This window comes from Streptomyces sp. NPDC043854, from assembly GCF_056436005.1.
Genome location: NZ_JBWKDK010000011.1, coordinates 12,101 through 39,035 on the forward strand (window position 1 = coordinate 12,101; position 26,935 = coordinate 39,035).

The 26,935-nt window shown below is 75.0% G+C and carries 21 protein-coding genes; 9 read left to right on the plus strand and 12 right to left on the minus strand.

Going from position 1 to position 26,935, the window contains the following annotated elements:
• Positions 1-70: 70 nt before the first annotated feature.
• Genes AC068A_RS12845 through AC068A_RS12860 form a run of 4 tightly spaced genes read right to left on the minus strand, consistent with a single transcriptional unit; the run spans position 71 to position 4,487 of the window.
• Positions 71-697 (minus strand): GTP-binding protein, encoded by a 627-nt coding sequence (locus AC068A_RS12845; RefSeq protein ID WP_478584250.1) that lies wholly within the window; start codon positions 695-697, stop codon positions 71-73.
• A complete protein-coding gene (locus AC068A_RS12850) occupies positions 678-1,226 on the minus strand; it encodes a DUF742 domain-containing protein (RefSeq protein WP_478584252.1) in 549 nt (182 codons plus the stop codon). The genes AC068A_RS12845 and AC068A_RS12850 overlap by 20 nt, the downstream gene beginning before the upstream one ends.
• A 10-nt stretch (positions 1,227-1,236) precedes the next feature.
• Positions 1,237-1,674 carry a roadblock/LC7 domain-containing protein gene (locus AC068A_RS12855; RefSeq protein ID WP_404238755.1) on the minus strand — a complete coding sequence of 146 codons (438 nt, stop codon included), beginning with the start codon at positions 1,672-1,674 and terminating at the stop codon, positions 1,237-1,239.
• Complete coding sequence (locus AC068A_RS12860) at positions 1,671-4,487, minus strand: sensor histidine kinase (protein ID WP_478584253.1); 2,817 nt, start codon at positions 4,485-4,487, stop codon at positions 1,671-1,673. Before AC068A_RS12860 ends, AC068A_RS12855 begins: the two co-directional genes overlap by 4 nt.
• A 413-nt stretch (positions 4,488-4,900) precedes the next feature.
• Between AC068A_RS12860 and AC068A_RS12865 the strand changes: the two genes are divergently transcribed.
• Positions 4,901-5,401, plus strand: coding sequence for a hypothetical protein (locus AC068A_RS12865; protein ID WP_478584254.1), 501 nt, complete (start codon positions 4,901-4,903; stop codon positions 5,399-5,401).
• Between the two features lie 127 nt (positions 5,402-5,528).
• Here AC068A_RS12865 and AC068A_RS12870 read toward each other — a convergent pair whose 3' ends face one another.
• From AC068A_RS12870 to AC068A_RS12885, 4 genes are all read right to left on the minus strand, one after another.
• Positions 5,529-10,208, minus strand: coding sequence for a hypothetical protein (locus tag AC068A_RS12870; RefSeq protein WP_478584256.1), 4,680 nt, complete (start codon positions 10,206-10,208; stop codon positions 5,529-5,531).
• A gap of 78 nt (positions 10,209-10,286) precedes the next feature.
• Positions 10,287-11,186, minus strand: coding sequence for a hypothetical protein (locus tag AC068A_RS12875; RefSeq protein ID WP_478584257.1), 900 nt, complete (start codon positions 11,184-11,186; stop codon positions 10,287-10,289).
• Positions 11,183-11,344, minus strand: a complete 162-nt coding sequence (locus AC068A_RS12880; protein WP_478584259.1) for a hypothetical protein — start codon at positions 11,342-11,344, stop codon at positions 11,183-11,185. Before AC068A_RS12880 ends, AC068A_RS12875 begins: the two co-directional genes overlap by 4 nt.
• A complete protein-coding gene (locus AC068A_RS12885) occupies positions 11,341-12,846 on the minus strand; it encodes a hypothetical protein (protein WP_478584261.1) in 1,506 nt (501 codons plus the stop codon). Before AC068A_RS12885 ends, AC068A_RS12880 begins: the two co-directional genes overlap by 4 nt.
• A 188-nt stretch (positions 12,847-13,034) precedes the next feature.
• On the opposite strand from AC068A_RS12885, the gene AC068A_RS12890 reads away from it, so the two are divergent.
• Genes AC068A_RS12890 through AC068A_RS12900 form a run of 3 tightly spaced genes read left to right on the plus strand, consistent with a single transcriptional unit; the run spans position 13,035 to position 15,303 of the window.
• A complete protein-coding gene (locus tag AC068A_RS12890; protein ID WP_478584486.1) occupies positions 13,035-13,808 on the plus strand; it encodes a LamB/YcsF family protein in 774 nt (257 codons plus the stop codon).
• A complete protein-coding gene (locus AC068A_RS12895; protein WP_478584262.1) occupies positions 13,805-14,422 on the plus strand; it encodes a 5-oxoprolinase subunit B family protein in 618 nt (205 codons plus the stop codon). Before AC068A_RS12890 ends, AC068A_RS12895 begins: the two co-directional genes overlap by 4 nt.
• Positions 14,419-15,303: a 5-oxoprolinase subunit C family protein gene (locus tag AC068A_RS12900; RefSeq protein ID WP_478584264.1), complete on the plus strand. Its 885-nt coding sequence runs from the start codon at positions 14,419-14,421 to the stop codon at positions 15,301-15,303. Before AC068A_RS12895 ends, AC068A_RS12900 begins: the two co-directional genes overlap by 4 nt.
• 1,620 nt (positions 15,304-16,923) lie before the next feature.
• On the opposite strand, the gene AC068A_RS12905 is transcribed toward AC068A_RS12900, so the two are convergent.
• Both AC068A_RS12905 and AC068A_RS12910 read right to left on the minus strand, forming a co-directional pair.
• On the minus strand, positions 16,924-18,321 hold the full coding sequence (locus AC068A_RS12905; protein WP_478584265.1) for a HEAT repeat domain-containing protein: 1,398 nt from the start codon (positions 18,319-18,321) through the stop codon (positions 16,924-16,926).
• A gap of 353 nt (positions 18,322-18,674) precedes the next feature.
• Positions 18,675-19,097: an ankyrin repeat domain-containing protein gene (locus tag AC068A_RS12910; protein ID WP_478584267.1), complete on the minus strand. Its 423-nt coding sequence runs from the start codon at positions 19,095-19,097 to the stop codon at positions 18,675-18,677.
• A gap of 397 nt (positions 19,098-19,494) precedes the next feature.
• On the opposite strand from AC068A_RS12910, the gene AC068A_RS12915 reads away from it, so the two are divergent.
• The gene (locus AC068A_RS12915) at positions 19,495-19,689 is read left to right on the plus strand and encodes a hypothetical protein (RefSeq protein ID WP_114056688.1); all 195 of its coding nucleotides are present in this window, start codon (positions 19,495-19,497) and stop codon (positions 19,687-19,689) included.
• Between the two features lie 35 nt (positions 19,690-19,724).
• Positions 19,725-21,374, plus strand: a complete 1,650-nt coding sequence (locus AC068A_RS12920) for a P-loop NTPase family protein (RefSeq protein ID WP_478584270.1) — start codon at positions 19,725-19,727, stop codon at positions 21,372-21,374.
• Positions 21,375-21,461: 87 nt separating this feature from the next.
• Here the strand turns inward: AC068A_RS12920 and AC068A_RS12925 are convergent, their stop codons facing one another.
• Positions 21,462-22,964: an SCO1417 family PLP biosynthesis transcription factor gene (locus AC068A_RS12925; protein ID WP_478584271.1), complete on the minus strand. Its 1,503-nt coding sequence runs from the start codon at positions 22,962-22,964 to the stop codon at positions 21,462-21,464.
• Positions 22,965-23,200: 236 nt separating this feature from the next.
• On the opposite strand from AC068A_RS12925, the gene AC068A_RS12930 reads away from it, so the two are divergent.
• The 3 genes from AC068A_RS12930 (at position 23,201) to AC068A_RS12940 (ending at position 26,139) form a co-directional block, all read left to right on the plus strand.
• Positions 23,201-23,971, plus strand: a complete 771-nt coding sequence (locus tag AC068A_RS12930) for a glycerophosphodiester phosphodiesterase family protein (RefSeq protein WP_478584273.1) — start codon at positions 23,201-23,203, stop codon at positions 23,969-23,971.
• A 67-nt stretch (positions 23,972-24,038) separates the two neighbouring features.
• Complete coding sequence (locus AC068A_RS12935) at positions 24,039-25,421, plus strand: MFS transporter (protein ID WP_478584275.1); 1,383 nt, start codon at positions 24,039-24,041, stop codon at positions 25,419-25,421.
• Between the two features lie 343 nt (positions 25,422-25,764).
• A complete protein-coding gene (locus tag AC068A_RS12940; protein ID WP_007262928.1) occupies positions 25,765-26,139 on the plus strand; it encodes an RNA polymerase-binding protein RbpA in 375 nt (124 codons plus the stop codon).
• Between the two features lie 179 nt (positions 26,140-26,318).
• Here AC068A_RS12940 and fxsA read toward each other — a convergent pair whose 3' ends face one another.
• Entirely contained in the window at positions 26,319-26,903 is a 585-nt protein-coding gene (fxsA, locus tag AC068A_RS12945) for an FxsA family membrane protein (protein WP_478584279.1), read from the minus strand.
• Positions 26,904-26,935 lie beyond the last annotated feature (32 nt).

Below are 26,935 nucleotides of genomic sequence, written 5' to 3' on the forward strand. Positions count from 1 at the left end.
CCCGTACCCCAGTCGGCGGGGGTACGGGCCGCCTCCGTACGCCGCGGGCGGGATGCCCGGCGCCCCGCGCTCAGGTGCCCGCGGGCAGGCTCCGGCGGCGGGCGCGGGCCAGGGACATCGCGTGCTCCACGACCCCGACGAGGACGTCCTTGACGGACTCCCGGTCGCGCGCGTCGCACAGCAGCACCGGCACCCCGGGCTCGAGGTCGAGCGCCTCGCGCACGGACACCACCGGGTGGCGTTCGGCGCCGTCGAAGCAGTTGACGGCGACCGTGAACGGGATCTCGCGGCGCTCGAAGTAGTCGACGGCCGCGAAGCAGTCGGCGAGCCGGCGGGTGTCGGCGAGGATCACCGCGCCGAGGGCGCCCTGGGCCAGTTCGTCCCAGAGGAACCAGAAGCGGTCCTGTCCGGGGGTGCCGAAGAGGTACAGGACCAGGTCCTCGCGCAGGGTGATGCGCCCGAAGTCCATGGCCACGGTGGTGGTGCTCTTGCTCTCCACTCCCCCGGTGTCGTCGATGCCGACGCCGGGCTGGGAGAGGTCCTCCTCGGTGCGGAGCGGTCTGATCTCGCTGACGGCGCCGACCAGGGTGGTCTTGCCGACCCCGAAGCCGCCGGCGACGAGGATCTTCAGGGTCAGCGGCTCGACCGGGGACACGGCGTGCATGGCGCCGGTGCGGCTAGAGCGCCCGAAGGCCATCGATCACCTCACGCAGAATGGATTCATCGGGCAGTTCGGCCGGCGGTACCGGCCGGGTCACATGGACCAGTTCCTCGTCGGCCAGGTCCCCGATCAGGACCCGTACGACGCCGACCGCGAGGTCGAGTCCGGCCGCGAGCTCGGCGACCGACTGCGGCCGCTCGCGGCACAGGTCGAGGATGTGGGCGTGCTCCGGGGACAGGGTCATCTCCCAGACCGGGTCGTCGGCCGCCGGTTCGGCGACGACGAGCGCGATCAGGTCGAGCCGGTGCCCGGCGGCGTGGCTGGTCCGGCCGCGGGTCATCGCGTACGGGCGGACGACGGGACCGGCTTCGTCGTCGAACCAGTGGGGGTGGGCGGGGTCCGGTGCGCCGCCCGCGCCGGGGGACCCGGTGGGGGCCGCGCCGTTGCCGCCGGGGCCCCCGTAGTCCCCGTAGTCCGCGTAGACCCCGTAATCCCGGTAGTCCCCGTGGTCAGTGTGGTCCGGCTGGTCCCGGTAGTCCGGGTGGTCCTGGCCTGGATCGCTCATACCGTCCGTTTCACCCCCCGGCTGGCAGCCCGGAGCGCGGTGCGGTCGACAGGTGGTCGCCCACCCGCTTGACCATCAAGGTCATCTCGTACGCGACCTGCCCCACGTCGGAGTCGGCGTCCGAGAGCACGGCCAGGCAGCTGCCTTCCCCCGCGGCCATGACGAAGAGGAAGGCCTCGTCCAGTTCGACCACGGTCTGGCGGACACCGCCGGAGTCGAAGTGGCGGCCGACGCCCTTGGCGAGGCTGTGGAAGCCGGAGGCCACGGCGGCCAGGTGCTCGCTGTCCTCGCGGGTCAGGTCCTTGGAGCTGCCGGTGGGCAGGCCGTCCCCGGAGAGGATCACTGCCTTGCGGATGCTGCCGACCCGGTCGACGAGTTCGTCGAGCAGCCAGTTGAGCTGACCGGAGCCGCGGCTCCGGGTGTCGTTGCCGGTCTGCGGTGCGGTCATCGACCGTCCCCCTCGTTCTCGTTCTCGCTCTTGTGCGCGGGACCGGTGGCGGCGCTGGTGCCCGTCCCGGCCTCGGGCTGCTGCTGTGCCTGCTGCTTGCGGCCCGCCGTCCAGCCTCGCTGGAGTGCGGACATGCGCGTACGTACTTCCTCGGCGTCCCGGTCGGCCAACGGGTCCGCGGCGGCTTCGGCGGCTGCCGCGCCCGGGGTCTTCTTCTTCAGCTGGGGCGCCAGGCTGGCCTGGCGGATGCGCTTGGGCAGCCCGCCGGGGCCGGTGGCCTGCCCGGGCGCCGGCTCGGGCTCGCCCGCGGGCCGCGGGTTCTGCGGGACCGCGGAGACCGGGCGGGGCTCCACCCGGCGGCCGTGTTCGGCGACGAGCGTCGGGGTGGGGCGGCGGCGCGGCAGCGGCACGGGGCCGGAGCCCCGGGCACCGTCCGGGCGGGAGCCGCGCAGCGGGTCGGAGCGGTGGCTGTCGAGCCGGACCGGGCCGGTGGGGGCCAGCGGATCCCGTTCGCGTTCGCGGTCGCGGTCGCGGTCGCGGGTCGTCCTGCGGTCGGGGTGCGACCGGTCGGCGGGGCGCAGGCCCAGCAGGGCGCTGCGCGGGGTGCCGTGGGGCGGGGTCTCGTCGTCGAGGGTGGCCATGGCGGGGCGGCCGCCGGCGCCGGTGCGTCCGCCGAGGCCGGTGGTCATCTCGTCCAGGGCGGCGGGGCTGTCGGGACCGTCGAGGCCGACCGCGCCGAGGGGGGCCTCCAGCTCGACCGGGCGGCGTTCGCCGGAGCGCAGGGGGCGGCCGGCGGCGGGGCCGTGCCGCAGGGCCGTCGGGGCCGTGCGGGCGGGCCGCTTGCCGGCGGCGCCGGGCGCGGTGCCGGGCCTGCCGTGCTTGCCGTCGCCGACGCGGAGGCCGGTGCCGTTGGTGTCGGGGGCTTCGGTCAGCAGGGCGGCGGGGAGGAAGACCACGGCGGTGGTGCCCCCGTACGGGCTGGGCTGGAGGACCACCTTGATGCTGTGGCGCTGGGCGAGGCGGCTGACGACGAACAGGCCGAGGCGGTCGGTGTCGGAGAGCTCGAACTCGGGGGTCTCGGCGAGCCGGAGGTTCGCGTCGAGCAGGGCCTCGGGGTTCATGCCGAGGCCGCGGTCGTGGATCTCCAGGGTGAAGCCGTTGGCGACGTGCTCGCCGTGGACCTGGACGGCGGTGTGCGGGGGCGAGAAGACGGTGGCGTTCTCGAGGAGCTCGGCGACGAGGTGGGTGACGTCGGCGACGGCGGGGCCGGCGATGCCGAGGCGCGGCAGGCGGCGTACCTCGATGCGCTCGTAGTCCTCCACCTCGGCGACGGCGGCGCGGACGACGTCCATGAGCTGGACGGGCTTGCGCCACTGGCGGGAGGGGGCGGCGCCGGAGAGGATCACGAGGCCCTCGGCGTGGCGGCGCATGCGGGTGGTCATGTGGTCGAGGCGGAAGAGGTCGGCGAGTTCCTCGGCGTCCTCGGTGCGCCGTTCCATCGTGTCGAGCAGGGTCAGCTGGCGGTGCAGGAGCACCTGGTTGCGGCGGGCGAGGTTGACGAAGACCTCGGAGACGCCCTTGCGGAGTTCGGCCTGCTTGACGGCGGCTTCGACGGCCGCGCGCTGGAGGGTGTTGAGGGCCTGGCCGACCTGGCCGACCTCGTCCTTCTCGTACTCCAGGCGGGGCGCCTCGGTCTCGACGTCGACGTGTTCGCCGGCGGCGAGGCGGCGCATGACGGCGGGCAGCCGGACGCCGGATACCTCGTGGGCCTCCTTGCGCAGCCGGGACAGGTCGCGGACGAGGTCGCGGCCGATGCGCACGGAGAGGATCACGGAGGTGAGGAGGGCGAGGAAGCCGAGGATGCCGGCGACGGCCGCCTGGAGGAGGACGCCCATGGCGACGGGCTCGACCCGCTTCTGGTAGCGGTCGCCCGCGGCCGTGCCCATGGCGGCGAGGTCGTCGAGGACCTTGTTCGCTGCCTCGTCCCACTGGGCGGGGGTGAGGCTGCGCAGGTTCTTTCCGGCGCCGCCGGCGAGGAACCGCTCCTCGGCGTCGCGCAGCGGCTTGGTCTGGGGGCCTTTCCAGTACTGCTCGAATATCTCCCGGTCGGCGGCGGGGAGGATGGCGAGGTTGAAGTCGTAGAGCAGGTTGCGGTTGGCGGCGAAGTCCGAGACGTGCCGGAGGTCGGCGGTGCCGACGTTGCGGGCGGCGAGGGCGGAGGCGATGACGGCGTCCTCGCGGGAGAGCGTCTCGCGGGCGCGGGTGATGCCGACGAGGGCGCGGCCCTGCTTGTCCATCTCCACGTTCTCCAGGGCGTGGAGGTTCATGAGGAAGTCGTAGCAGGGGTCGACGAGGCGGCTGTAGAGCTCGAGCGCCTGGTTGGGGTCGAGGGTGTTCTGGTCGACGGAGCGGCGCAGGGCGCCGATGCCGTGGAAGGCGTCGAGGATGGAGTCCAGCCGCTGGGCGGCCGGGGGTGTGAGTTCCTCGGCGACCTCGGGGTCCTTGGCGTTCTTGCCGATGCGGTCGACGAGTTCGTCGGTGGCGGCGCGCCGCTTGGCGAGTTCGGTGGTGGCGGCGGAGGCGCGGGGGTCGCCGATGACGACCAGGGTCTGGCGGCGTTCCTTCTGGAGGACGCGGACGACGTCCTCGATGGGGTAGCCGACCTTGTCGATGACGTAGGCGACGTCGAGGAGTTGGAGGGCCTCGCGGCCGGTGACGACGGTGGAGAAACCCCAGAGCGCGGTGAGGGAGACGAGCGGCACGAGCAGCAGCGCCACGATCTTCCGGCGGATGGACTTCCCGCGAAGCCGCATGGCCTCCCCCAGCCTCCCCCAGATCAACCCCCGTACAGGGAATTGGTGTTCCGTCGTTCAAACGGCGTGAGCCTACTACTGCCGCCCGACGGCTTCGAAGGCGTGTCCGGACGTTTTCGGCCGGACGCCTTGGCGAAGATCACGAGTTGTCCGATACTTCCGGTCAAGTGCGGCCCGTTATGTGGCAGATGACACTCCGTGGGGCCGCGGTTCCACCGAGGTGACGGATGGCTGGAATTCTTTGTTCCGGCGGGCTCGGCGGGGATCGGCGGGGTGGGAGGAAGTCCGCGATGCGGGAATCTCTCGGCGTCGTCGTACGTCTACCTGTTCGAGGGGATTCGTCGGGCAGGGGTCGTTCGGCCGGGGGCGGCCGGGTAGACATCACCGGCAGTGCGGAGGGGAGGGCGCGGGCCATGGGGATGTACGAGGGCACGGGCGCGGAAGCCGGACAGGGCGCCGGCGCGGGGGCGGCCGGGGGCGCGGGCCCGGGTGCGCCGAGGCCGTCGCTGTGGCAGGAGGAGCCGGTCGGGCGGCGACGGCTGCCGGATCCGGTGCGGGCGTCGGCGGTGCGGGCGGTGCTGATCGTGGCCGTCACGCTGACCGGGGCGACGATCACCTTCTTCCTCACGCTCACCGGTTCCTGGCTGGCCTTCCCGATGGCACTCGCGTCGATAGCCGGGACCGTGGTGGCGACGTGGTCCGTACTGGACGTGTTGATCACGCGGCAGATGTGGAACCAGCGGCACGGGGTCGTGTCGGAGCCGAGCAGCACGGCGCGGAGCTCGCGGCGCGAGGCGCGCCGGGCTCGGCGGGCGGCCCGGTCGGCCGACCGAATACCGCGGAACGGCAGGCCGCCGGCCGCGTGGCCGTCCGCGGCCGCGGACTCCCGCTACGGGGCGGCCGGCCGGGGCTGAGCCGCCGCCCGGCCGCAGGGGCGGCGGGGCCCGACCGTGCCGGGCGCGCCCGGCCGGCCCGTCGGCTGACGGGCCCGGTGCCGCGCGCGGGCCGGGCAGGCCGGCCCGCGGGCGGGGGCGCGGGTGGTCAGGTGGCCGCGCCGGTGCGGCGGAACATGCGGGTCGCCGTGATCTCGCCGTGGATCGTCTCGCCCTCGGCGGACGGCTGGGGCAGGCCGGGGCGCAGGTGCTCCTCGACGCTGATGTACTTCAGGCCGGCCCGCAGGTCCGCGTCGTTGCGCAGCCGGATGACCAGCGGGAACTCGGCGAGGGCCGTCGTGTCGAACAGGCCGGTGGTGTACAGCAGCTGGACGCCGAGCGCGTCGGAGACGGCCCGCTGGAGTTCCAGCAGGTAGGTGGCGTTGGCGCGGCCGATGGGGTTGTCGAGGAACAGCGTGCCCGCGTGGCGGTGCTTGTCGCGGCCGCGGTCGTTGCTGCGCAGCGCCGCCATGGTGCAGTACAGCGCGATCGCGGCGGTCAGCAGCTGGCCGCCGGAGAAGACGTCGCCCATCTGGCCGACGGGGACGCGCTCGGCGCGCAGCACGGCGTCCGGCTTCAGGATCTCCACCGCGACGCCCTTGGGTTCCAGGGCTGCCTGGACTCCGTGGAGCAGCAGGGACATGCCGTCGCGGCGGCCCTCGCCGAAGGCGGCGTTCTTCTTGACCGCCGAGCGGGTGGCGTCGTCGATGACCTCGCCGAGGCGTTCCGTGAGGGTGGCCTGGTCGGGTTCCTCGAAGCGGATGCGCAGGAACTCCTGGCCCGACCATTCGCCGAGGCCCTCGGGGAGGCGGGAGAGCCGCTGGGCGGAGTGCAGGGTGGCCAGGGCGGACTCCACCAGTCCGCGGAGCCGGTCGACGATGCTGTCACGGTTGCGTTCCAGCTGGGCGAGCTCGTCGGTGAGGACGCGCAGGCGGGGCGCGAAGGCGGCCGCCCAGGCCGCGGCGTGCTCGGGCAGGGCGGAGGCGGGCAGTTCGCGGATCTGCTGGCGCGCGGGGGTGCGTACCTGCTCGTAGCGGTTCGCGTTCGCGTGCCGGACGAGGATGTCGCTCGCCTCGCGGACGGCGGCCTCGGCGGCGGAGAGGTCCGCGGCCGCGGCGCGCAGCGAGCGGCGGGTCTCGGCGGCGGACTGCCGGGCCTCCTCCAGGGTGCCGGGGTGGGCGGTCGGCTCCTGCTCGTCCTCGTGCGGGGTGTGGTCGCGCAGCAGGTCCCGCAGGAGGGCGGCGGTCTCGTCGAAGCCGCCGGCGCCGTCCTCGGCGGCGCGGTGGGCGCGCAGCAGGTCGGTGTGGGCGGCGCGGGCCGCTTCCACGGCGGCGGTGTGCGCGGCGAGCTGCGCGGTGGCGGTGCGCAGCAGTACCTGGGCCTGTTCGACGTCCTCGGGGATCATCTCCTCGGGCAGGTCGGTGTGGGCCTCGCCGTCGGCGGGTGCGTGCCGTTCGGCCTCGCCGCGGAGCCTGCCGAGCTGCTCACTGGCCGTGGAGGCGCGGCTCTCCAGCATCTGGACGAGGGCCTCGGCGCGGGCGGCGGCGGCCTGGCGGGAGGGGCCGTCGGCGCCGTCGGTGCCTTCGAGGAGCTGGGCGGCGCGGGTGCGGACCTTGTTGGTGAGCCGGTCGAGTTCGGCGAGGGCGGCGCTCTCGTCGCTCTCGGCACGGGCCTGTTCGGCGCGCAGGTCGGCGCCGACGCCGACCTTCTCGTAGAGCCGGGAGGCGGCCCGGTAGGCCTCGCGGAGGTCGGGCAGCGGGCGCTGGCCGTCCTGGGCGGCGGTCTCGTCCTCGGGGAGGGTTTCGGGGGCGCCGGCGATCTCGGCCCGTTCGGCGCGCAGGGCGCGGGCCGTGCGGCGGGCGTCGTCGGCGGCGCGCTGGGCGGCGCGGCGGTCCTCGTCGGCGGCGCGGGCCCGGTCGAGGCAGATATCGGCGCGGGCCTCGCACTCGGCTGCCTCGTCGGCGAGTTCGCGGGCCTTGGCCTGCCAGCCGGCGCGTTCGCGCAGGCGGAAGGCGAGGCCGGCGAGGGCGTCGGCGGCGCGGCGCGCGCGCTGGGCGGCGTCCTGGCGCTCGTCGCGGACGCGGGCGGCGTCGGCGGCGGCCTCCTCGGCCTCGGCGCGGGCGGTGCGGGCCTCGGCGAGTTCGGCGTCGGCCTCCTCGGCGAAGGTGCGGGCGGCCGTGGCCTGCTCGGCGAGTTCGGTGAGGCGGCCGGGCGGGCAGCCGGTGCGCCAGGAGGCGAGCCGGGCGGCGAGTTCCCGGTCGCCGGCGAGGCGGGCGGCGAGGTCGCGGATCTCGGTGTCGCGCGCGGTGGCGCGGGCGCGCAGGGCCTGGCGTTCCTCGTCGGCGGCGTGCTCGTCGTGCATGGCCGGGTTCGGCGGGACGATGAAGATGCCGGAGGCGCTGCCGGCCGGGTCGGCGCCGGCCGGGGGGACGGGGGCGAGGAGGGCCGCGGCGGTGCCGACGGCGACGGTGGAGCGGGGCAGCAGGGCGGCGCCGCCGAGGACCTCGCGGGCCCGGGAGTGGGTGTCGGGGTCGGTGATGATGACGCCGTCGACGAGTTCGGGGCGGGCTGCGAGGACGGCGGCGTGGTCGGCGGGGTCGACGGACTGGGCGAGGTAGCGCCAGCCGGGCAGGGCGGGGATCCCGTGCTCGCCGAGGTATTCGACGGTGGCGAGGACGTCGGGGCCGGGCGGCAGGAGGCCGCCGTCGCCGAGGGCGCCGAGGATGCGGGCGTCGTCGGCGGCGGCGGTGCGCAGGTCGAAGAGCTGGCGTTCGGCGGAGGCGACGGCGTCGGCGAGGAGGGTGCGGAGGTCCTCGGCGTTCCGGTCGAGATCGGCGGCCGAGAGTCCGCCGGAGGCCGGGTCGTGGGCCGGGTCGGTGTCGGTGGCGGCGGCCGGGGTGCCGTCCGCGCCGCGCGGGCGGGGGACGGTGGCGGGCCGGGCGGAGGACGGGAGGCCGAGGAGTTCGGCGAGGCGGGGGGACTCGGCCAGGGAGGCGGCGGCCAGCTGCTCGGCGGCGTGGGCGGCCTCGGCGGCGGCCGCGGCGTCCGCGGCGCGGGCGGCGGTGAGTTCGGCGCGGGATTCCGCGGCGGCGGCCTCCCGGGCGGCGTCGGCGGCGGTGCGGGCGGCGTCGCGGGCCTCGTCCCAGGCGGCGACGGCGACGGTTTCGGCGTCGCTGGCGGCGAGGGCGGCGCGGGCCGGGTCGGCGTCGGGCGCGGAGTCGTCGAGCCAGCCGGCGCGGACGGCCTCGGCGGTCTCCTGCTGGACCTCGGCGAGGCGGGCCCGCAGGTGTTCGGCCTCGCTGCGGGCTCGCTGGGCGGCGGTGGCGGCGGCGGTGGCGTCGCGGTGGGCGGCCTCACCGGCGGCCTGGAGGGCGGCGGAGCGTTCCTCCTCCTCGTTGGCGACGTTCTCGCCCTGTTCGGCGGCGGTGTGCAGGGCCCGTACGAGGGCGGCGGCGGCCGAGGCACGGGCGGCGAGGGCCGGGGCGGCGTCCCGCTCGGCCTCCAGGATGGCGGCGGCGACGCGGGCGGAGCGGTCGGCGGCGGCGCGGTGGCGCAGCACGATCTCGGCGGCCTGCCAAGCGGCGTGCAGGGTGCGGGCCTCGAGGAGTTCGCGGCGCTGGGCGGTGGCGGCCTTGTCGGCGACGGTCAGGGCCAGCGAGGCGTGCCGGTAGGCGAGTTCGGCGGCGATGGCGGCGCTGCGGTCCCGGGCGGCCTCGGCGGCGGTGACGGCGTGGGCGGCGCCGGTGACGCGCTGGGCGAGGTCGGCGGCGCGGCCGCGTTCCTCGGCGGCGCGCGCGGACAGCCGCCGGGCGAGGGTGCGGGTGCGGCGCTCGGCTCCGGCGTGGATGTCGCGGAGCCGGGAGCGGGTCTCCGCAGCCTCGACGATCTTGGTGAGGAGGTCCACGGAGCCGGCGGTGAAGTCCCGTTCCGCCATGAGCTCGGCGCGGCGGCCGAGCTTGTTGCCGAAGCCGTGGACGAGGTCGGCGAGGCCGTCTGTGTCGCGGGTGTCGGTGACGGCGCGCAGCAGGAGGTCGGTGAAGTCGGAGTCCTTCTTGACCGCGAAGAGGCCGGCGGCCTCGCCCTCGTCGGCGTTCATCTCGCGCTGGTAGCGGAAGAGTTCGGGGTCGAGGCCGAGTTCGGTGAGGTGCTCGTTCCAGCGGTCGTGGATCTCCTCGAAGTACACCTCGAGGTGCGGGTACGCCTTGCCGGCCTCGGTGAGGGCGTCGCGGAAGCCCTTCATGGTGCGGCGGCGGCCCTGGGCTCCGGAGGCGCCCTCGACGGGCGGGCGGACGGCGGTGGACTCGGCGACGGGCAGGTTGTCGAGGCTGAGGCCGGGGCCGGGGCGGAAGGAGTACCAGGCCTCGGCGAACTTGCGGGGGTCGTTGGACACCTGGCGGCCGCGCCATTCGCTGACCTTGCCGACGACGACGCATTCGCCGGTCAGGGTGTGCTGCCATTCCAGGGCGACGTGGCCGCAGTCGTCGGCGAGCAGGAACTTGCGCAGCACGCCGGAGCTGGCGCCGCCGAGGGTGTTGCGGTGGCCGGGCAGCATCACCGAGAAGATCAGTTTGAGCAGGACGGACTTGCCGCCGCCGTTCTCCAGGAAGAGCACGCCGGCGGGGGCGGGGCGGCGCGGCGGGCCGACGGGCTCGTCCTGGAAGAACTCCGCCTGGGTGGGCGCCGGGTGGGGCACCGGCTCGCCGACTCCGCGCAGGTCGAGCACGGTGTCGGCGTAGCGTGCGCCGGCGGGCCCGATGGAGTAGAGGCGGATCCGGGACAGCTCGTACATGGCGGCGGGGCTCTCGTGGTGTCTGGTGGGCGGTACGGGATGTGCGGCGGGGGGGCGGGGCCCGGGCGAGCGCGGGGCTCAGGCGTGGAAGGGCAGGCCGGCGTCGGGGGCGAGCTCCAGGTCGTCGCCCTCGGGCGGCGGGAGGAGGCTGGCGGTGCCGTCGCTGACGGGGACCACGCCGAGTTCCAGGAGTTCGGCCATGGCCGCGCTGCCCGCCATGTCGCGGACCTGGAGCTGGTAGCGGGGGGTGGTGCGGTAGGTGCCGCCGGCGTCGTCGCCGGTGCGCTGGAGGAAGCCGGAGTCCGTCAGGAAGGCGGCGGCCTTGCCGATGATGCCGGTGGTGGAGCCGGCGAGGCGGCGGGCGTCCTTGGTGGCGCCGGTGGCGCTGCGGCGGGCGTAGACGCGCCAGGCGGCTTCCAGGCCGGGGGCGTCGGTGGCCGGGTCGGTGTTCTCGCCGGTCTCCTCGGCCCGTTCCTCGAGGCGGCGGCAGGCCTGGCGGACGAAGGCGTCGACGCCGTTGACGGTGACGCGGCCGATGTAGCCGTCGTCGGCGAGGTCCTCGGGACGGGGGAAGGCGAGGGCGGCGAGGGCGAGGTGGGCGAGGCCGTGCAGGAAGCGGTCGCCGGAGTCGGCCGTGGTACGGCGGGCGTAGTCGCCCATGCGGACGGCGAAGACGGAGTCCTCGCCGGCGGCGACGGCCATGCCGGCGCGCGGGGACACCTCCAGGACGATGAGCCCGAGGCCGGTGGCGACGGCGTCGGCGAGGCGGCCGAAGGCGGGGTCCTCGCGGTAGCGGCGCAGCAGTTCGGCGTATTCGGCGTCGCGGGCGGGCAGCAGCTTGGGCTGGAGTCCGAAGGCGACGAGCCGGGCCGCGTCGGCGGCGTCTGCGGGGGTCATGGGTGAGCGGGCCGGGGCGGACGGCGCTGCCGGGGCGTCGGCGTCGCTCCACGCGGGGTGCTCGGCGTGGTGGTCGCTCACGGGTACTGCCTCTCGTGGTGTGCGGTGGTGGTGCGGGCGCGCGGGGCGGCCGGGTCGGCGGCGTGCGGCCGGTGGTGGTGCGGGACGACGGGGCGGGACGGGGCGGGGGTGCGGGGCCGGGTGCCGGCGCGGGACCGGATGCCGCCGCGGGGGGTCATGCGGCCTCCGTGCGGTCCGCGGTCATCGCCGCCGCGTCGAGCAGGGCGGTACCGACGATCAGGTCGGCGCCGCCGAACTCGGGGTCGTCGAGCTCGGTGCCGTCGTCCACCGCGAACAGGAGCCGCTCCTCGCCCTGCCGGTACGCCGTTCCGACGGCGGGGCTCGCGGCGTGGACGGCGAGCAGGGCCACCAGGTAGGGCAGGTCGGGGTCGGTGCGGCGGGCCTCGGCGAGCAGGCCGGACAGGCGGCGCGGGGCGTCGTGCGGCAGGTCCAGGAGTTCCGTCGCGGCGGCGAGCTGCTCCTCGCTGAAGCGGCTGTCGTCGGGGGTGGCGATGAGGTCCGGCTCGGGCATCTCGGCGCCGAGGTGCTCCCGTTCGACGGGCGGGGTCAGCAGGATGTCGACCAGGTCGGCGACGCGTACGGAGACGGGGGTGCGCAGGCCGGTCCCGGAGGCGAAGAAGGCGTCGGTGACGCGCGTCGCCTCGGCAACGGGGAGCGGCAGCAGCGGGGCCACCAGCTGCCCGTGGAGGTCGATCCCGGAGCGCGGCGCGGGGGCGGCGAAGGCCTGCCGGTCCTGCTCGGCGCGGAACAGCGGGCCGGCTTCGAGCAGCCGCGACTGGAGCTGGGTGTGGCGGCGGATGCAGTCCTTGACGATGTCGACGAGTTCGGCGGCGCGCCGCTTGTTCTCGGGCTCCTCGGCCTCGTCTCGGACCTTGCGGATGTTCGTCAGGATGGCGTTCTCGTGCCGGTAGCGGTCGGCGACGTGGTCGAGGGCCTCCTCGATCATGTCGGGCACGAACTGGAGCCAGTCGACGGCGCGGACGTTGCGCCGGGTCGCCTCCAGGGTGCGGCGCAGGGTCTCGGCGTACTGGACGGTGCGGTACCGGGCCTGTTCGGCGGCGAGCTGGGCGTCCGCGAGGCGGCCGCGGCTGACCAGGACCTCGAGTTTGACCTCGGCGGCGATCTGGGCGCTGGTGACGTCGGTGTCGAGGGCGCCGACGAGGACGTTGACGGCCTCGTCGGTGGTGCGCAGGTAGACGGCGCCGCCGTGGCCGGGGACTTCCTCGAGCAGTTTGAAGTCGTAGTCGCGGCGGACGTAGACGCCGTCGGGGCCGAAGGTGCCGTAGATCGCGCGGAAGCCGCGGTCGACGCTGCCGACGTTGATCAGGTTCTCGAGGACCCAGCGGGCGACGCGCTCGTGCTCGGCCGTGGGGCGGTCGGGGGCCTGGGCGGCCACGCGCGGCAGCAGCCGGGCCATTATCTGGTCGTGGTCGGCTCCGGTGTCGAAGTCCATGTGGAGGGTGACCAGGTCGATCGCGGCGAGGGCGACTTCGGCCATCGCGTAGATCCCGTACTCGCCGGCGAGGTTGGCCTTGCGTACGTCGAGGTCATGGAGCGGGGCGGTGCAGGCGAGCGCGCGCAGCCGCCGGGCCAGGCCCTCGTCGGCGGCCGGGCCCGGCGCCGGGGACGGAGGGGTCTTCGCCGGGGCAGGGAGAGTCACGGACAAAGATTAGGCGCTGACAGGGACAACAGCCCAAACGGCATGGTTCGGCGTGATCCGGTCGGTCCCCGACCGGGGTGCGCCGCGGCCGGCGCCCGCGGACGGCGCCCCCAGCAGGGCCCGCAGCACAGGCCGCAGGGGGGCCGCCGCACCGGGCGGGCCTGCTCTAGGCTCACGCCATGGCTTCCATGACCACACCCCTGATCGATCTCAATGCCGACCTGGGTGAGGGGTTCGGGCGCTGGGCGCTCACCGAGGACGAAGCCCTGCTGTCCGTCGTGACCAGCGCGAACGTCGCCTGCGGCTTCCACGCCGGGGACCCGTCCATCATGCGCCGGGTGTGCGAGCTGGCCGCGCAGCGGGGGGTGCGGATCGGCGCGCAGGTCTCGTACCGCGATCTGGCGGGCTTCGGGCGGCGCGCGATGGACGTGCCGGCGGACGAGCTGGCGGACGAGATCGCCTACCAGATCGGGGCGCTGGAGGTGTTCGCGCGGGCGGCCGGCTCCCGGGTGTCGTACGTGAAACCGCACGGCGCGCTGTACAACCGCACCGTGCACGACGCCGGTCAGGCGGCCGCGGTCGTCGCCGGTGTCCGTACGGCGGCGGGGCCGGAGGGCGACCTGCCGGTGCTGGGCCTGCCGGGGTCGCTGCTGCTGAGCGCGGCGGAGGCGGCCGGGCTGACGCCCGTCGCGGAGGCGTTCGCGGACCGGGCGTACACGCCGGCCGGGACGCTGGTGCCGCGCGGGGAGCCGGGGGCGGTGCTGCACGACCCGGACGCGGTGGTCGCGCGGGCGGCGGCCCTGGCCGCCGACGGCGCGGTGGCGGCCGCGGACGGCTCGCGGATCGCGGTGTCGGCGCGCTCGCTGTGCCTGCACGGGGACACCCCGGGGGCGGCCGGGCTCGCGCGGCGCGTGCGGCAGGCCCTGGACGCGGCGGGCGTGCGGGTGGAGGCCTTCGCGTGAGGGCCCTGGTGGCAGGCGGCGAGGCGGTGCTGGTCGAGCTGGACTCGGCGGCGGAGGCGGCCGCGCTCCACGCCGAGGTGCTGCGCCGGCGCGACGCGGGCGGGCTGGGGCCCGTGCGGGACGTCGTACCGGCCGCGCGGACGGTCCTGCTGGACGGGGTGCGGGAGCCGCGGGCGCTGGCGGAGCGGATCGTGCGCTGGGAGGTGCCGCCGCTCGCGGAGGCGGAGGGGCCGCTGGTCAGCGTCCCGGTGCGGTACGACGGGCCGGACCTGGCGGAGGTGGCCGGGCTGTGGCGGATGCGGGAGCGGGAGGTGGCGGAGGTCGTCGGGTCGGTCGTCTTCCGGGTGGCGTTCTGCGGGTTCGCGCCCGGGTTCGGGTACCTGACCGGGCTGCCGGAGCGCTTCCACCTGCCCCGGCGGGAGACGCCGCGCACCGCGGTCCCGGCGGGTTCGCTGGCGCTGGCGGGCGAGTACGCCGGGGTGTACCCGCGCTCCTCCCCCGGCGGCTGGCGGCTGGTCGGCACCGCGGACGCGGTGCTGTGGGATCCGGCGCGGGAGCCGGCGGCCCTCTTCGCGCCGGGGGTGCGGGTGCGGTTCGAGGAGGCGGCCGGGTGAGCGGCGCAAGGGCGCTGGAGGTGGTCCGGCCGGGGGCGCTGACCACGGTCCAGGACGCGGGCCGGCCCGGGTACGCGCACCTGGGGGTGCCGAGGTCGGGCGCGCTGGACGCGGCCGCGTACGCCCTGGCCAACCGGCTGGTGGGCAATCCGCCGGACGCGGCCGTCCTGGAGACCACCCTGGACGGGGTGGGGCTGCGGGCCGGGTCCGCGGGTGCGGTGACGGTGGCGGTCACGGGCGCGCCCTGCGCGGTACGGGTGGCAGGCCGCCCGGTGGCCTGGGGGGCGCCGGTCCCGGTCCCGGCGGGGGCGGTGCTGGAGGTGGGCCGGGCGGAGTCGGGGGTGCGCAGCTACGTGGCCGTGCGGGGCGGCTTCGCCGTGCCGCCGGTGCTGGGCAGTCGCTCGACGGACCTGCTGTCGGGGCTGGGCCCGGCCGCGCCGGCGGGCGGGACCGTGCTGCCGGTGGGACCGGCCGGGCCGGATCCGGTGTGCGGGGCGGACGTGCTGCCGGTGCCGGGGGCTCCGGCGGAGCTGGTGCTGCCGCTCCGCCCGGGCCCGCGGGCGGACTGGTTCGCGCCGGCTTCGCTCGCCGCGCTGTGGCGTTCGGCGTACCGGGTGTCTCCGGCGTCGAACCGGATCGGGCTGCGCACGGATGCAGGGGCGCCGCTGGCCCGCGCCCGCGCCGGGGAGCTGCCGAGCGAGGGCATGGTGCTGGGCGCGGTGCAGGTGCCGCCGGACGGGCTGCCGGTGGTGTTCCTGGCGGACCACCCGGTGACAGGCGGCTACCCGGTGGTGGGCGTGGTCCCGCCGGGCCCGGCGCTGGATGCCGCGGCGCAGGCCCGGCCGGGGGTTCCGGTGCGGTTCGTGAGGCAGGCGTGGTGAGCCCCGCGAGGGGGTGACCGGGGGCAGGGTGGCCGGGGTGAGGCGAGGGGAGGCGGGGGGAGGCTGGGACGGAGCGACCTCACGGCAGGCTCCGTGAGGTGTACGGGGTTTCCCGGCCGCTTATTGTCCTTCCGGTTCGGGCCGGCCCGTCAAGGGCGCTCCTCCTTCGTCGTCGCGTCGCTTCGCGATGGCCTTCGGCCACCCTTGACGGGCCGGCCCGAACCGGAATGCCAACAGACTGCCGGGAAGCCCCGAAGGATGGCCAGGGGGCAGAGAAGCCGGAAACGGCCCATCAGAGAAGCGGGCCGCGGCTGCGCCTTGCCGCGCCCCCTGCGTCCGGGACCGGCGGGCGCGGTCAGGAGCGGGGCAGGCCGACCCTGCAGGAACTGTCGACCAGAGGCCCGGCGGCACACACCACACGCCCCAGATCGCTACGCGCTCCTCTCTGCTCGGCGACTGACGGCCGTCCGGGGCCGGGAAGCGCCCCGGATTGCTACCTGCTCTCCATGTCTCAGCGGCTTGCCGCCGTCCGGGGCCGGGAAGCGCAGCAGATTGCTACGTACTCCCCATGTCTCAGCGACTGACGGCCGTCAGGGCCGAGAAATGGGCTTGTAGCCGACATCGCGCCTGCTGCCTGCTCCAGCAGCCAGACACCGAGCCGAACGCGTTAAGGCGCGTTCTCGCGTACCGCTTGCTCGGGACGGCCGTCGGACACAGGGCATAGCGATCTGCTTGCCCCCGGCCCCGGACGGCGGTCGGCCGCCGAGGGGTGAGGAGCGCGTAGCGAACTGTCGCGTTCCCTGCCCGGGACGATCGTCAGTCGAGTCGCTGAGGAAGGGGACGTGCCCAGCGATCTGCCGCGTTCCCCGCCCCGGACGGCGGTCGGCCGCCGAGCGATGAGGAGCGCGTAGCGATCTGGGGCGGCTGGGTGTCCCGATGGGCTTCTGATCGACATTCCGTGCAGGTTGGCCCCACTCCGACCGCGAGCGGCCCCCATATCCGTTCCGCGAACGGCTTTTTCGTGCCCGGGCCCCGGCGCCGACCAAGCCCGTCAGTCCCGGGCGCAGGGGGCGCGGCAAGCCGCAGCAGGGGCCCGCTTCTCTGACGGGCCGTCCCTGAAGGGTCCCCCTGGCCATCCTTCGGGGGTTTCCCGGCAGTCTGTTGGCATTCCGGGGCGGGTCGGACTGTCAAGGGTGGAGAGCAGCGACATCGCGAAGCGACGCGACGACGAAGGAGGAGCGCCCTTGACCGGCCGGCCCGAACCGGAAGGACAATGGGCCGCCGGGAAACCCCCGGATACTCCTCCGACGCCGGTCGATCATGCCCCCGCCCCTCGGCTCCCGCCTCGCGGGTCGTTCCCGACCGCGGGCCGTTCGACCCTGCTCCTGCTCCTGCTCCTGCTCCCGCCCTGCTCCTGCTCCCGCTCCCGCCCTGCTCTCGCCCCCGCCCTGCTCTTGCCCCCGCCCCGCTCCCGCTCCTGCCCCCGCCCCTCCCCTCTCGCTCCGCTCGGCCCCACCCCTCACTCCCACCCCTCACTCCCGCCCCGCTGGACGCGCATGGGCGGTGCCCGCCTTGTCGGGCGGGCACCGCCCATGACGGCGGCGTGGGGCCGGGGTGCTGCTACAGGGCCGTCTCCGGGGCGATGCGGCTGCGGACGGCGGACTGGACGTCCTCCTCCTCCGCCGGATCGGAGGCAAGGCGGCGGAGCCTCGGGGCGACGCGGGCGTCGGCGGTCTCCGCGTGGAGGGCCGCCACCTCGCGGGTGGTCTCCTCGCAGTCCCACAGGCACTCCACCGCGAAGCCCGACGCGAAGGTGGGGTCCGTGCCCGCGAGGGCGCGGGCCGCGCGGCCGCGGAGGTGGGAGGAGGCCGTCTCGCGGTAGATGTGCCGCAGCACGGGCGCCGCGCAGCCGATGGAGAGCCGGCCGGCGCCGTCGACCAGGGCGTACAGGCGGGGGGAGTCCGGGCCGGAGCCGCGGACGGTGGAGCGGAGGGCGCCGAGGACCAGGCCTGCGTCCTCGGTTTCGCCGTGGGCGGCGAGGAGGGCGGCGGCGGCCTCGCCGAGGGCGTCGGGGCGCTGGATCCAGCTGCGGGCCCGGTCGAGGGCGGCGGGGCCGGTCATGCGTTCGTAGGCGGCGACGGCGGGTTCGTCGGCGGCGGCCTCGATGAGGTCCAGGACGACCGGGTTCTCCGGCTCGGCGAGGACGAGGTGGTGCAGGGCGGTGGCCCGGGCGGCGGGGCCGGCGGCGCCGGCGGCCGCGGCGAGGATGGTGCCGCGGTCCTCGGGGGAGGCCACGGCGGCGAGACAGCGCGCGGCGGGCACGTGCAACGGGGTGCCGCGGCGCAGGCCGTCGGCGGCCCAGTCGAAGACGGCCTGGACGCCCCAGCCGGGGCGGGGGCCGTGGGGGGTGAGCTGGCGCTGCCAGCGGTCGAAGGAGCCCTGGCGGCGTGCCGCGCCGAGGCGGGCGCCGTACTCGGCGGTCTCCTCCCACAGGCGCCAGGGGCGGGGCTCGTAGGCGTCGCGGACGGTAGCGGCCAGCCGCGCCTCGCCCTCCGCCGTGGCGGGGAAGCGGGCGAGCACGGGCGCGGCCAGGGACAGCAGGCCCTCGTCGTCGTCGCGCAGGGCGAGCTCGTCGAGGGCCCAGGCCCAGTTGGCGCCGGAGGCGGCGTACCGGCGCAGCAGGATGAGTGCGTCGTCGCGTCCGTACGAGGCCAGGTGGCCCAGGACGGACAGGGCGAGGCCGGTCCGGTGATCGCTGTCGTCGACGAGGTCGTCGGCGCTGAAGAGGTGGCTCTCGATCTCGCCCAGGAGACCGTCGAGGTCCAGGTACAGGCGGGCGTAGTACAGGGAGCGGTTCTCCACCTGCCAGTCCTGGCGCGGGTCACGGAGCACGCACTGGTTGAGGGCCTGGAGGGCCTCGGCCCGGGGGGCCGCGAGTGCGTGCAGGGTGCCGTCGCCGCGGCCCCGCTGGAGGAGCCCGAGCAGGGTGCCGCTTGGCGCTATGACTGGTTCGAACATGGGAATGGCCTCAAATCAAGCTGGGGACGCAACCGGGAATCGGGATTCACAGGGCCGCGTAACAGCATGTGAGGACGTCCGCCGTCGTCTTGTTCCGCTCGATGTAGACCATTGCCTTCTCACTCTCGTCGGTGCTTCGCGACCAGGGCCGGCCGGGGGGGTTCCGCAGGGGGTGGGCCGGGACACGGTCGTCGTGTCCTGCCCCCTCCTGCCCGTCCGCCGTGCTCGCGAATCGAATCCGACGCCATGATGACCCAGCCGCTTTGTGCGCCGCGACCACATTTACGGCCGCCGTGACCAAGCCATGAGGTCGGTGCCGGGTCACACCATGCCAGGTCACGACCGAAAGCGGACTACTTGACTCCGAAAAGTTCGAGCAGGTCCGCCTTGGCGAACATGCGCGCGGTGTCCACGGCGGAGGGGGTCCCGGCGTGCGGGTCGGCGCCAGCGGCGAGGAGGGCGCGGATGACGGCCTCCTCCCCCTTGAAGACCGCTCCGGCGAGCGGGGTCTGGCCGCGGTCGTTGGCGCGGTCGGCCTCGGCACCGCGCTGGAGCAGTGCGGTGACGGTGTCGGCGTGGCCGTGGTAGGCGGCCAGCATGACGAGGGTGTCGCCGCGGTCGTTGGTGAGGTTGGCCGGGACGCCGGCGTCGAGGTAGGCGGCGAGCAGGGCGGTCTCGCCTTGGCGGGCGAGGTCGAAGACCTTGCTGGCCAGCTCGATGACGTCCGCGTCGGGGGCGTCCTCGGGGCCCCTGTCGGTGGGCTGGTGCTCGCTCATCGGTCGCGTTCCGCCTTCCACTCGTTGCTCACGTGCGCACCGGCTCCCTGTCCGCCGGCTCCGCACTCGTCGGCCCCGTACTCGCCGGCTCCGCACTCGTCGGCCCCGTACTCGCCGGCTCCGGGGCCGTCGGCTCCGGGCGCCGGGTTCCGTGCGCGTCCATTCGGGTGAATCGCCAGGGTAGCGCCCCGACCTGCGCCGACGGGGTCCGCGTCCACGGCACGGGCGCCCGCCGGCCGGCAGGGACGCCCCGCGGAGGGCCGGTTCACCCCTCGGGCTGAGCCGGTCAAGTGAAAGAACAGGAATTTCACCCGTACGCACCTTTTATCGCATTGATACTTCCTGTGAGCCTGGGACAACTGATGGTGACTGTCCCCACTCACCAGGAGAAACTCTCATGATCCTCTCCATTTCGGGCGTCGTCCTGCTCGGTGTGATCGCCTTCCTCTTCTTCAAGAAGGACGGGATGAAGCTCAGCCACGCCTTCGTCTGCGCGCTGTTCGGGTTCTTCCTCGCCGGTTCCGCCATCGCCCCCAGCATCACGGCGAGCACGGCGAGCCTCGCGAGCCTGCTCGGCGGGATCAAGCTCTAGCCGCCCCCGCCCCACCGCAGATCCAGGAGACGCCCGTGGCCCGGCGCCCACTCCCCCGCCTCTTCGGCAGCGGCATCCTGTCGCCCGCCCGGGGACGCGAGTTCGCCCGAACGGCCGCCGTCAGTGCCACGGACGTCCTCCATCCGCTCCTGGTCATCGGGCGCGGCCTGCGCATCCTGGCCGCGGCCGCCCGGCGCAGATGGGCCGCCGCCCCCAAGGACAAGCGCGGCCCCGCCCTGTTCCTGGGCACCGCCGTCATCCTGGTCCTCGTGCTCGTCCCGTACGGGCCGGTGCTCGGCCTGGCCGCCCTCATGGCGGCCGCGGCCTGGCAGGGACGCGAGCGCACCCCGGTCAAGGCCGGGCCCGGCGCCGCCGAGCTCGAGCGTCTCGGCTCCCTCTACCAGGCGCTCGTGCCGTACTTCTCCACCCCGGAGGACCCCAGTCCGCTCTTCGCGCACGGCGGGGAGTGGCAGCAGGCCTTCAGCGGATACGCCTTCGACGAAGCAGGCCGGATCACCCAGCTCCGGATCCGCTACCCGGCGTACTTCACGGACGGCGAGCCCGGCTCCCGGGCCCGGATCGAGGCCCTGCTGCACGCGAAGTCCGGGCGCGGCCGGGAGTACCTCTTCGACTGGGACGAGGAGGGCAACCAGCTGGACCTGAGGGTCCTGGAGCCCCTGCCGACGGGCATCCCCGCCCAGCCGTTCGTCACCTCGCCCGGCGAGACCGTGCTGGGCTTCACCGACGCGGACGGCGTGCAGCGCACCCTGCCCGTGGTGGAGGGCGGCGAGCAGCGCGACGTGCCGCCGGTGATCTGGCGCACCGGGCCGCGGTCCCCCGAGCCGCACCTGCTGGCCGTCGGCCGGCCGGGCAGCGGCACGTCCACCCTGCTGCGCTCGATCGCCCTCCAGGCACTGCGGCACGGCGGCGAGGTCCTGGTCGTGGAGGGCGGCGGCAGCGGCGAGTTCGCCTGCCTGTCCGGCCGCTGCGGCGTACCGGCCGTGGAGTGCGGGCCGGCCGGGGCGCTGGCCGCACTGGAGTGGGCCGCGCACGAGACCGAGCGCCGCCTCGTCGCCACGCATCGGGCGCGCGAGGCGGGACGCCCCGTCCCCGAGGACGTCCGGCGCCCGCTGTGGATCCTGCTGGACCGGCCCGGTGCGCTGGCCCATGCCGCGGCGGCCGAGGGGGCCCCCGACCTGTTCGTCCGGCTCCAGGTGCCGCTGCGGCACGGCCGCGCCGCACACGTCACGGTGGTGGTGGCCGAGCAGTTCGACCACCTGGAGCTGCTGGGCGACGCCGTCTGGCAGCACACCCGGGCCCGGGTCGTGCTCGGCCCCGCCCCGGCCCGGCAGATCGGCGAGGTGCTGGGGCTGCCGCCGCACACCACCCCGACCGCGCAGGTGCCGCCGGGCCGCGGGTACGCCCGGCTCGGCTTCGGGCCGGTGCACCGCCTTCAGGTGCCCGCGGCTCCGGACCCGTACGACGAGGACGCGGACCCGGCGCACCGGCAGGCGGTCCTGGAGCTGCTGCCGGCCCGCGCGCAGACGCCCCTGGGCGGCGGCAACCCGGGCGGCCGGCCGCCCGCCCCGGCCAGGTCGTTCCAGGTCCAGCCCCCGGCACAGCCGCAGGGACCGGAGGCCGACACCGCGGACCGGCCCCCGGAGGTCCCGGCGGAGGCTCCGTGAGCCGCTGAGCGGCTTCGGTCGTTCACGGCCCCTCAGCCGGGACCCGCATCACCCGTCCACGGCCCCGGGACAGAACACCGGGGCCGCTCAGGCCACGAAGGTGCGCGGGGGCTCGGTCCCGCTTCCGCCCGCGCCCGTGCCGACCAGCCGGGCCGCCGCCGCGAGCCGGACCGCGGCCTCGTCGGCCACCGGCCCGCCGACGGTGAAGGGCAGCCGGACGTAACCCTCGAAGGCCCCGTCCACACCGAACCGGGGGCCCGAGGGGACGCGTACGCCGACCCGCTCGCCCACCTCGGCCAGCCGCGAGCCGGACAGCCCGCCGGCCCGGGCCCACAGGGTCAGCCCGCCGTGCGGGACCTCGAACTCCCAGTCGGGAAGCTCCCGGCGCACCGCGGCGACCAGCGCGTCCCGGTTCTCCCTGGCCTGCTCGCGGCGGAGCCGCACGGCCTCCTGCCAGCCGCCGGTCCGCATCAGCCAGTTCAGGGCGAGCTGCTCCAGCACCGGTGTGCCCAGGTCGGCGTATGCGCGGGCCGCGACGAGGCTGCGGATGACGTCGGGGGCGGCGCGGACCCAGCCGATCCGCAGGCCGGCCCAGAAGGCCTTGCTGGCGGAGCCGACGGTGACCACGGTGGAGCCGGACGGGTCGAAGGAGCAGACGGGCCGGGGCATGTCCAGGGCGGGGTCCAGCCGCAGCTCGGCCATGGTCTCGTCGACGACGAGCACGGTGCCGGCGGAGCGCGCGGCCTCCACCATGGCCCGGCGCTGTTCCGCGGAGGCCAGCGCGCCGGTCGGGTTGTGGAAGTCGGCGACGACGTAGGCGAGGCGGGGGGCGGCGTCGCGCAGGACCTGCCGCCACACGGCCAGGTCCCAGCCGGCCAGCCCGTCGGCCATGGCGACCGGTACGAGCCTGAGGCCGGCGGCGCGCATCAGCTGGAGGATGTTGGCGTAGGAGGGGGACTCCACGGCGATGCGCTCGCCGCGCCCCGCGAAGAGGCTGCAGATGGCGTCCATGGCGCCCATGGCCCCGGTGGTGACCATGATCTGCTCGGGCATGGTGGGGATGCCCTGCTCGGTGTACCGGTCGGCGAGCATCCGCCGCAGGGCGGGCAGCCCGGCCGGGTAGTCGCCGTGGGTGTGCGCGTACGGGGGCAGTTCCTCCAGTGCGCCCTGTACGGCCTTGGTGAGCCAGGGCTCGGGGGCCGGGAGCGCGGCGCAGCCGAGGTCGATCATCGAGCCGAGGGACTCGGGCGGCAGCGGTTCCAGGCCGCGGGCGGGCAGCGGGTTGCCGGCCGGGACGGAGGTCCAGCTGCCGGCGCCGCGGCGGGATTCGAGGAAGCCCTCGCCGCGCAGGGCCTCGTAGGCGGCGGCGACGGTGGTGCGGGAGACGGAGAGGGCGACGGCGAGCTCGCGCTCGGCGGGCAGCCGGGCCGCGACCGGCACGCGTCCCTCGAGGACGAGCAGGCGGATGCCGTCGGCCAGGGAGCGGTACGCGGGCGGCTTGCGCGTGCCGGGGACGCCGGGCCGCTGCTGCTGGGAGGTGATGAGCCGCGCGAGCTGCGCCGCACCCACTGCCGAGGTCCACTCCGCCATTGCGTCCGGTCCACCTTCCTCGGATTGGCCCCTCCGGGGGCGGGACCGCCCCCGGATTGGATTGCCTGTGAAGCCTCAGGGTGCCACGGGCGGTCCGCCCGGGCCAGGGCCGGGTGCCGGTCCCGGCCCGGAGGCCTCCCGTCGGCGGGGGCCCGCACCCGGGAGCTGCCCCGGCGTTCACCGGGGCTCCACGGCACGGCTGCCGGGCCGCCGTGAGGAGGGGGCATACTGCGGCAGTGACGCACGCAAGCCTTCGCCATCCGTATCTGGACCACCCCGCTCCGATCCCCTTCGCCCACCGGGGCGGGGCCGCGGACGGGCTGGAGAACACCGCCGCCGCCTTCCGGCGGGCCGCCGAGGCCGGGTACCGGTACTTCGAGACCGATGTGCACGCCACGGCCGACGGCAAGCTGGTCGCCTTCCACGACGCGACGCTGGACCGGGTGACCGACGGCCGGGGCCGGATCTCGGAGCAGCAGTGGAAGGGCCTGCGGCGGGTCCGGGTGGGCGGCAGCGAGCCGCTCGCCCTGTTCGAGGAGCTGCTGGAGGAGTTCCCCGACGCCCGGTGGAACGTCGACATCAAGGCCGAGTCGGCGCTGCACCCGCTGGTCAACCTGATCGCCCGGGCGCGGGTGTGGGACCGGGTGTGCGTGGGCTCGTTCTCGGAGAGCCGGGTGGCGCGGGCCCACAAGATCGCCGGGCCGCGGCTGGCGACCTCGTACGGGGTGCGCGGGGTCCTCGGGCTGCGGCTGCGCTCGTTCGCGATTCCGGCGGCGCTGCGGGCCGGCGCGGTGGCGGCGCAGGTGCCCGAGACGCAGGGCGGGATCCGGGTGGTCGACCGGAGGTTCGTCCGCGCCGCGCACGAGCGGGGGCTCCAGGTCCACGTGTGGACCGTGAACGAACCGGAACGTATGGAGACTCTCCTCGACCTGGGGGTCGATGGCATCATGACCGACCGGATCGACATCTTGCGCGCGGTGCTGGACCGGCGTGGGGCCTGGGCCTGACAGGGCTGCGGGGCCGCCGCGCGGGCCGGTGGGGCCGCGCGTCACGGGGACCAGCAAGGGGGCACTCATGAGTGCGCAGACGGCAGACGGGGCGGGAACCGGTTCCGAGGACGGCAGACCGGCCGCAGCGGCGACCGCCGCGCGCAGGCGCGAACAGCAGGGCTGGTACTTCTACGACTTCGCCGTGTCGGTGTACTCGGCGAGCGTGCTGACCCTGTTCCTCGGGCCGTACCTGACCTCCGTGGCGAAGGCGGCCGCGGACGCCGAGGGGTTCGTGTACCCGCTGGGTATCCCGGTGCGGGCCGGCTCGTACTTCGCGTACACGGTGTCGGCGTCGGTGGTCCTGGCGGTGCTGCTGATGCCGCTGGTGGGGGCGCTCGCGGACCGGACGGGCCGGAAGAAGCCGCTGCTGGCGGTCTGCGCGTACGTGGGCGCGACGGCCACGACCGGCATGTTCTTCCTCGAGGGGGACCGCTACCTGCTGGGCGGGCTGCTGCTGGTCGTCGCGAATGCCGCGCTGTCGGTGTCGATGGTGCTCTACAACGCGTACCTGCCGCAGATTTCCACCCCGGACGAGCGCGACACCGTCTCCTCGCGGGGCTGGGCCTTCGGGTACACCGCGGGCTCGCTGATGCTGGTCGCCAACCTCGCGCTCTACCTGGGCCACGACTCCTTCGGGCTGTCCGAGGGCACGGCGGTGCGGATCTGCCTCGCATCGGCGGGCCTGTGGTGGGGGGCCTTCGCACTGATCCCGCTGCGCCGGCTGCGGGACCGGGCGGTCGTGCCGGAGCCGGGTGCGGCTCCGGCGGTCAGCGGCTGGAAGCAGCTCGTCGCCACGCTGAAGGACATGCGGCGCTATCCGCTGACCCTGTCCTTCCTGCTGGCGTACCTGATCTACAACGACGGGGTGCAGACGGTGATCTCGCAGGCCTCGGTCTACGGCGCGGAGGAGCTGGAGCTGGAGCAGTCCACCCTGATCGCCGCGGTGCTGCTGGTGCAGGTGCTGGCGGTGGCGGGGGCCCTGGCGATGGGCCGGCTGGCGGTGCGGTACGGCGCCAAGCGCACGATCCTGGGTTCGCTGGCCGCGTGGGCGCTGACGCTGGGGGCCGGGTACTTCCTGCCGGCGCGGACCCCGGTGTGGTTCTTCGCACTCGCCGCGATGATCGGGCTGGTGCTGGGCGGCAGCCAGGCACTGTCGCGGTCGCTGTTCTCGCACCTGGTGCCGGCGGGCAAGGAGGCGGAGTACTTCTCCGCGTACGAGATGAGCGACCGCGGGCTGAGCTGGATCGGGCCGCTGGTGTTCGGGCTCACGTACCAGGTCACAGGCAGCTACCGGGATGCGATCATCTCGTTGGTGGTCTTCTTCGCACTGGGTTTCGTGCTGCTGGCTCGGGTGCCGGTGCGGCGCGCGGTCGAGGCGGCGGGCAATCCTGTTCCGGAGCGGATCTGAGGGCGGCGGCCGTGATCAGGACACGGCCGGGGCCCGTCCGGCAGGCGGTCGGAGGCCGGATCTTCATGCGATTTCCGAACGGATTTCGACGTTGCAGCGAAGGGCCGGTAGTGTACGCCTTTGGCCTGCCAGGCGGACCGTTACTGCGTGCTGAAGAAGTGAAGACGTTGGGTGACATCTGCTGCCAGATGTGACAAAACGGGCATTGGTGGGTACAACAAGGGGCGGCACGACGGGCGACGCATCACCCGGAGCGGGAATCTATACCGCCGACCGGACGTTGACCGGATGACGACGACAGCGACACCTGTCCTGTGGGCGACAAGCCCGGGAGGCACGATTCATGAGTGAGCGAGCTCTCCGCGGTACGCGGCTCGTGGTTACCAGCTACGAGACGGACCGCGGCATCGATCTGGCCCCGCGCCAGGCGGTGGAGTACGCATGCCAGAACGGACATCGATTCGAGATGCCGTTCTCGGTTGAGGCAGAGATTCCGCCGGAGTGGGAGTGCAAGGCGTGCGGCGCCATGGCACTCCTGGTGGACGGGGACGGGCCCGAGGAGAAGAAGGGCAAGCCTGCGCGAACGCACTGGGACATGCTCATGGAGCGGCGCACCCGCGAGGAGCTGGAGGAGGTGCTGGCCGAGAGGCTGGCGGTCCTGCGCTCCGGTGCCATGAACATCGCCGTGCATCCGCGGGACAGCCGCAAGTCCGCCTGACGGCCGGACGACACGTCCGCCGCCTGACGTCGGACGAGGAGAACAAGCCGAGGGCCCCCGCCACATCTGGTGGCGGGGGCCCTCGGCTTGTTCCGTCTCCGGCTTGTTCCGTTTCTCTGCCCGCTGAGGTCGTGGCGGCGGGCCCGGTATTACAGCGGCCGGGCCCGGTATTACGCGGATCAGGGCGCCAGCGGCGGCCGGTACCCCGTGTCGGAGCCGGGCCGGTCCCGCTCGTCCGTCCGGTCCTCGCGGATGACCTCGCCCTGGACCACCTTGCCGTCCGGCTGGTGGATGCGGGTCTGCTGGAAGGCGTCGGCGAGGCTGCCGGGCCGCGCCGCGGCCATCCTGCGCTCCAGGAGGCGGCCGGCGCGGCGGCCGATCCACTTCCGGACCGGCGGGGTCAGGCACAGCAGGGCCGCGACGTCGGAGAGCAGGCCCGGCAGGATCAGGAGCAGGCCGGCCAGCATGGTGAGGGCGTTGCCCGTGCCGGACTGCCGGGCGGCGGGCGGCTGCCCCTGCTGGGCCTGCTGGAAGGTGTCGGACAGGTTCTTGAAGGCGCGGCGCCCGGCCCGCTTGATGACCACGGCGCCGAGCACGATTCCGCCGGCGATCAGCGCGGCGACGGTGAGACCGCCCGCCGCGTCGGCGACCAGGCCGAGCAGCCAGACCTCCAGGATCAGCCAGACGGCGATCGCCAGGGGCAGGAACGTACGGGCAGGCGAGCGCCGCCGGTGGGCCGTCGAAGTGGGTGCGCCGGTCGTCATGTCATCCAGTCTGCCCCGACCTGCGTAAAAGC

Bases quoted from the DNA above. Each gene is read 5' to 3' on its own strand.
- AC068A_RS12910 (WP_478584267.1), bottom strand. From the start codon at position 19,097: ATGAGCGAGCACCAGCCCACCGACAGGGGCCCCGAGGACGCCCCCGAC.
- AC068A_RS12935 (WP_478584275.1), top strand. From the start codon at position 24,039: ATGAGTGCGCAGACGGCAGACGGGGCGGGAACCGGTTCCGAGGACGGC.
- AC068A_RS12905 (WP_478584265.1), bottom strand. From the start codon at position 18,321: ATGTTCGAACCAGTCATAGCGCCAAGCGGCACCCTGCTCGGGCTCCTC.
- AC068A_RS12850 (WP_478584252.1), bottom strand. From the start codon at position 1,226: ATGAGCGATCCAGGCCAGGACCACCCGGACTACCGGGACCAGCCGGAC.
- AC068A_RS12865 (WP_478584254.1), top strand. From the start codon at position 4,901: ATGGGGATGTACGAGGGCACGGGCGCGGAAGCCGGACAGGGCGCCGGC.
- fxsA (WP_478584279.1), bottom strand. From the start codon at position 26,903: ATGACGACCGGCGCACCCACTTCGACGGCCCACCGGCGGCGCTCGCCT.
- AC068A_RS12940 (WP_007262928.1), top strand. From the start codon at position 25,765: ATGAGTGAGCGAGCTCTCCGCGGTACGCGGCTCGTGGTTACCAGCTAC.
- AC068A_RS12915 (WP_114056688.1), top strand. From the start codon at position 19,495: ATGATCCTCTCCATTTCGGGCGTCGTCCTGCTCGGTGTGATCGCCTTC.
- AC068A_RS12880 (WP_478584259.1), bottom strand. From the start codon at position 11,344: ATGACCCCCCGCGGCGGCATCCGGTCCCGCGCCGGCACCCGGCCCCGC.
- AC068A_RS12890 (WP_478584486.1), top strand. From the start codon at position 13,035: ATGACCACACCCCTGATCGATCTCAATGCCGACCTGGGTGAGGGGTTC.
- AC068A_RS12855 (WP_404238755.1), bottom strand. From the start codon at position 1,674: ATGACCGCACCGCAGACCGGCAACGACACCCGGAGCCGCGGCTCCGGT.
- AC068A_RS12860 (WP_478584253.1), bottom strand. From the start codon at position 4,487: ATGCGGCTTCGCGGGAAGTCCATCCGCCGGAAGATCGTGGCGCTGCTG.
- AC068A_RS12925 (WP_478584271.1), bottom strand. From the start codon at position 22,964: ATGGCGGAGTGGACCTCGGCAGTGGGTGCGGCGCAGCTCGCGCGGCTC.
- AC068A_RS12870 (WP_478584256.1), bottom strand. From the start codon at position 10,208: ATGTACGAGCTGTCCCGGATCCGCCTCTACTCCATCGGGCCCGCCGGC.
- AC068A_RS12845 (WP_478584250.1), bottom strand. From the start codon at position 697: ATGGCCTTCGGGCGCTCTAGCCGCACCGGCGCCATGCACGCCGTGTCC.